This window comes from Trinickia sp. (genome assembly GCF_051954495.1).
Taxonomy (GTDB): Bacteria; Pseudomonadota; Gammaproteobacteria; order Burkholderiales; family Burkholderiaceae; genus Trinickia.
In genome coordinates, this window is record NZ_JBQCHR010000098.1 from 1 (window position 1) to 4,812 (window position 4,812).

Below are 4,812 nucleotides of genomic sequence, written 5' to 3' on the forward strand. Positions count from 1 at the left end.
GCGGTCTCGTTCTTTCATCGTGTCCGGGGTGTATGGCGGCTCCATGCGCTTGAAGACGAATACGAGCCCGCGGATATTGTGTATGGCGAGAGGAAATTTTCTACTTCACTGCATCACGAACACCTTGCGGCCCTCGCTAGCGGGAGCGTTCCAATGATCGGCCAAGGCGGCCAACGGTACCGCTTCCGTCGCGATGTGCAAGTGACCGTCCGCCGCCGCATGCAGCACGGCCTCGATGGCCCGCAAAAGACGCGGCAATGCGATGCTGCCGATGCCGCTTCCCATTAGATCGATCGCTCTCGATCGCAGCACGGCGGCGGGCAACGCAATCTCGAGGCCGCTCATCGAACCGATCTGCACAAAGCGCAGCGGGCGTTCGGCCGAAGGCGCCCCTGCCGCGGCAAGCAGGATTGCGCGAGCACTGTCCCCCCATAGATAGTCCAGCACAACGTCGACGCCCGTACGGAATGCGGCTGAAAACGCTTCCTGCCTCTCGCCTGCATCGTTCGTCAGTGCGATAACGGTGTCGGCGCCGCTCTCGCGCAACGCCTCGAGCTTCGCCGGATCGCGCCCGGTCGCGATGATCTTATCGGCGCCGAGCAGGCGCGCGATCCGTACCGCCAGTCTTCCCGATTCACCCGTCGCGCCGTTGACCCATACCGTCTCGCCGCGCACGAGATGCGCGCGTTCGGTCAGCGCGGCCCATGACGACATGCCCGGAATGGCGATCGCGGCAGCCGTTACATCGTCGAGCGATGTCGGTAGCGCGATGCATTGTGCCTGCGCAACGGGCGCGAATTCAGCCATGGCGCCAAAAGGGGCGGTCGCCCCGAAAAAATAGACTCGCCGGCCATCGGTCAATCGCCCGACGCCATCCACACCCGCGACCTGTGGGTAGGTCTGCGACGACGAGTAGTGGCGGCCTGCCGCCTTGCCGCGCGCGAGTTGACTGAGGGCGGATGCGCCTACCTGGACGATCGTTTCGCCCTCCGATGGTTCGGGGCGGGGGAAGTCCGCGTACATCGGTTCGATTCCCTTCCCGCTGACAACGGCCGCTTTCATCAAGGCTCACTCCTGGTAGTTGACGATGACGCAAGAGTCTACTGATGCGTGTACGGCCGGGCTGCGGTATAACGGTCATCCCATACGGTGATCCGGTCAAAGTGAACGAAACTTCTTCCGCTACTCACATTGTCCCAGGGGATCTCGTCGCATCGAACGAAGGCCCTTTCTTGGTCGCGGGCGAGCTTAAACAGGCTGCGCCGCGCGTCGTGTCGACCCACAGCCATCCGCGCGGGCAATTGATGGGCGCGTTCAATGGCCTCGTGTCGATTGGCATTGGGTCGCACCAATGGGTGGTGCCTGCCGTTCACGCTATTTGGATCCCGCCTCACGTGGGGCATTCGGTGTGCTCGTTCGGGCCATTCGCGGGGTGGAGCGTATTCATCAGCGAAGCGCGATGCCGCGAGCTGCCCGCGAACCCGCGCGCAATTCGAACCACCTCCTTGCTGCGCGAGGCTGTGCATCGCGCCGGGACGTGGACGAGCGCGCCGCTCGATGCCGCCAAGGCGCGAATTGCCGAGGTCATCGTCGACGAATTGATCGCCGCGCGTGCGGAGCCGCTGCATTTGCCGCGCCCGACCGATGCGGCGCTCGTCAAGGTTACCGATGCCTTGACCCGTAACCTTGGAGACAATCGGCTTCAGGAAGAATGGGCTGCTTGGGCAGGCGTCTCGGCGCGTACGATGAGCCGCAGATTCGTTGCGCAGACAGGGTTGACGTTCGGGCGCTGGCGTCAGCAGGCACGCATGCTGGCGGCGCTAGAGCGCCTGGCGGATGGCGTTAGCGTTACCCGCATTTCTCTTGAGTTGGGCTATGAAAACGTCAGTGCGTTCATCGATGTTTTCCGCAAGACGTTTGGCGAGACGCCTGGGCGCTATATGGCAATGCCGTCATAGACTTGTTTTCGCCGAATGACTGCGAGGAGACGCACGTGAAATGTTTAGCCACGGTGGCCGTCCTTTTGAGCTTGATTGCCGGTCCTGCCTTTGCCTTCGATGTCGGCTTTCAGGAGGTGAAGATACCGAACGGCGCCGAACCGGCGCTCGTGGCCGGTGTTTGGTATCCGACGAATGAGCCAGCCGCGCCGCACGCCCTGGGCGACGTGACCCAGACCGTGGCGCCGGATGCTCCCGTCGCCGGCAATCATCTGCCGCTGATCGTCATGTCGCACGGAGGCGCGGGCTGGTACGGCAGTCACTACGAAACGGCGCTCGCGCTGGCCCGCGCGGGCTTCGTTGCGGCAGCGGTCAGCCACGCCGGCGACACGTTCGACGACCAGAGCCGTGTCTTGCAACTGTGGAGGCGTCCCGCTCAGCTGCGACGGTTGGTCGATTACATGGTGGACGGATGGCGCGGCCGCGAACAGTTAGACGCCGCTCGCATCGGTGCATTTGGGTTTTCCAACGGCGGCTTCACCGTGCTCGTGGCGGCAGGCGGCATTCCGGACCTATTGAAAGTCGAGCCGTTCTGCGAGGCGCATTCGGATCAGGATCTTTGTCGAGCTCTACAGCAGGCCCACGTCGACGTCCATGCCGTCGGGGAGGTTCCGCCCAGCGCTTGGGTGCACGATCCGCGCATCAAGGCCATCGTCATCGCCGCGCCTGCGTTCGGGTTTGCTTTCGGCAAAGCCGGTCTCGGCGATGTTCGGGCTCCGGTTCAGCTTTGGAGCGCTGCCGACGATCGTCATCAGCCGCATCCCAATTACGACGAGCCGGTACGGGACGACTTGCCTCATGCGCCGGAGTATCGCCTGGTTGCCAACGCCGGCCACTACGATTTCCTGCCGCCGTGCGATACGCGTCTTTCCCAGGTTCGGCCGGAGATCTGCAAGAGTCTGCCGGGCTTCGACCGCGCCGCGTTTCACGAGCGATTCAACGCGGGCGTTGTGCGGTTTTTTCGGGCAGCGCTGCGTTAGATGAGCGAGGCTCGGCGTGCAAGCGGGAGGCAGGTCAAGGCAGCGGGCACAGCGGCATCCGCATGGTCCCCGGTTCGAGCCTGAGCTCGAGATCGAGAACGTACGTGCCGTCTTCTTGAGCCTCAAAGCTGCGCAAAAGCGAGCCAACGGCGCCGAACACGACGTCGCGATACGCGTTGGGATCGTCGGCGTCGAAGATTTGCGTCGCGAGTGTCTTGTAGCCCTCGGCGAGCACGATGAAATGAAGGTGGGCGGGCCGCATGATGTCGCGCTTCTGCAGTGCCAGCAGCTTGCCGCACGGCCCATCTACCGGCACTGCGTAACCTGACGGACGCACGCTGCGAAACGAGAAGTAGCCGTCCTCATCAGTCTGGAAACGCGCGCGCAGGTTCATGTCTTCCTGGCTAGGGTCTTGGTTCTCGTAAAGCCCACCGGGGGATGCCTGCCACGTTTCCACGCGGGCATTCGCGATGGGCGCGCCATCGAGCGATAGCACGCGGCCGTTGACGAGCAGCTTGTCGCCCGGCGTCTTCGGGCTCGCGATGAGCGAACCGTTGGGACGCAGCGGTTGATGTGCGCGCCAGAACGGCCCAATCAACGCGGGTTCCGTACCGCCCGCCGCTAGCGCTTTTTTTGCATCGATCAGGCCCACCAGCGTTGCGATACCGAGAATGTCCGCAAGCAAGATGCCTTCATGCTTCTCGGGTCCGGTTGCCTTTCCAACCTGCACCAGGAAGTCGATGCCTTGCTCCAACTCGCCATAGCTCAATTGGACCTCATCGGCAAATGCATGCAAGTGGCGCAGTAAGGATTCGAGAATCTGCTTCAGGCGCGGGTCGGTAGTGTGTTGATTCGAAGCCAGCACTGCTGCGAGCAGCCCCTCGGGCGTCGCGGGAATGGGTTCGCGTGATTGCCCGATGGGCAGGCTATTGGGGTTTTCCGCTTTCATGAATCGCTGCCTCTTGCGAGTCGTTTCGTGTGCCGGTCGATCATGCATCGTTCTTCAGGAAGCCGCGATCGTCGTATGCAAGCCCCGTTCCCTCAGCTGCTTTCAGCACGTCCGGATGCCACTCGATGCGGCCGACCTCCTCGTCTCTTCCGCCCACCACTGAATAAATCACCAAGTCGTGATCGTTTGGATTGCGGAAGCCGCGCATGACGCCGACCGGCATCGAGATGCAGTCCCACTGGTTGAGTTCGATCTGGTGTTCGCCGTGTTCTCCCCAGAAAACTACCATCTTGCCGTTCAACGGGAAAAAGACTTCTTCGGTCTTGTGCGAATGCAGATTAGCGCCTTGGCCGACGGGCACTTCTATCAACGTGACTCCGAAGCGATGCGCGCCCTGGATCGCAGGCTGCACGCCCTTGTTCTCGAGCACGCCGCGGTTGATGAGCTTGTAGAGCCGCTTGGAAAAGCCCGGCAACCTGCTCTCGATGAATGTCTCCCGATACGGCTCGACCTTGCCCCAGCGGGCGATGCGCGTTGCTTCCATTTGTTCAGGCGTGATGTCCATTGGCGTGTCCTCATTAGAGCAGTAAAAGGCGGCGGATAGGATGGCCGTGAGGAAAATGCTAAAGGAGAGACTCGCCCGAAATCCAACACCATTTTCGGCTCGACCCGATAACTTCGCGGCATCGGATCGCTGCTTCCCTTTGAGCGAACTCGATAACAAAAACGTATCGGCTCAAGACTGAAACGGTGTTGGACCGCGCTGATCGGGCCGCCTAGCATCGCGTTACGGCATACGGCGAAAGCAGTGCCGGTATATCGTTGTCCGGCTCGCAGCCGCTGCCATGCAGCCTCGACCGCACAAGAACGCATAGGAGACATAGGA

General features: G+C 62.1%; 5 protein-coding genes. 2 read left to right on the forward strand and 3 right to left on the reverse strand.

The features are described from left to right. Nucleotides 1-105: 105 nt before the first annotated feature. Nucleotides 106-1,062 (reverse strand): quinone oxidoreductase family protein, encoded by a 957-nt coding sequence (locus ACTHNR_RS13675; RefSeq protein WP_440548205.1) that lies wholly within the window; start codon nt 1,060-1,062, stop codon nt 106-108. Between the two features lie 209 nt (nt 1,063-1,271). Between ACTHNR_RS13675 and ACTHNR_RS13680 the strand changes: the two genes are divergently transcribed. Together ACTHNR_RS13680 and ACTHNR_RS13685 are read left to right on the forward strand one after the other, a co-directional pair. Next, nucleotides 1,272-1,958 carry an AraC family transcriptional regulator gene (locus ACTHNR_RS13680; RefSeq protein ID WP_440548206.1) on the forward strand — a complete coding sequence of 229 codons (687 nt, stop codon included), beginning with the start codon at nt 1,272-1,274 and terminating at the stop codon, nt 1,956-1,958. 35 nt (nt 1,959-1,993) lie between these two features. Further along, nucleotides 1,994-2,977 carry an alpha/beta hydrolase family protein gene (locus ACTHNR_RS13685; RefSeq protein WP_440548207.1) on the forward strand — a complete coding sequence of 328 codons (984 nt, stop codon included), beginning with the start codon at nt 1,994-1,996 and terminating at the stop codon, nt 2,975-2,977. 34 nt (nt 2,978-3,011) lie between these two features. Here the strand turns inward: ACTHNR_RS13685 and ACTHNR_RS13690 are convergent, their stop codons facing one another. Beyond that, nucleotides 3,012-3,926: a dioxygenase family protein gene (locus ACTHNR_RS13690; protein ID WP_440548208.1), complete on the reverse strand. Its 915-nt coding sequence runs from the start codon at nt 3,924-3,926 to the stop codon at nt 3,012-3,014. A 40-nt stretch (nt 3,927-3,966) separates the two neighbouring features. Further along, entirely contained in the window at nt 3,967-4,491 is a 525-nt protein-coding gene (locus tag ACTHNR_RS13695; protein ID WP_440548209.1) for a cupin domain-containing protein, read from the reverse strand. Nucleotides 4,492-4,812 lie beyond the last annotated feature (321 nt).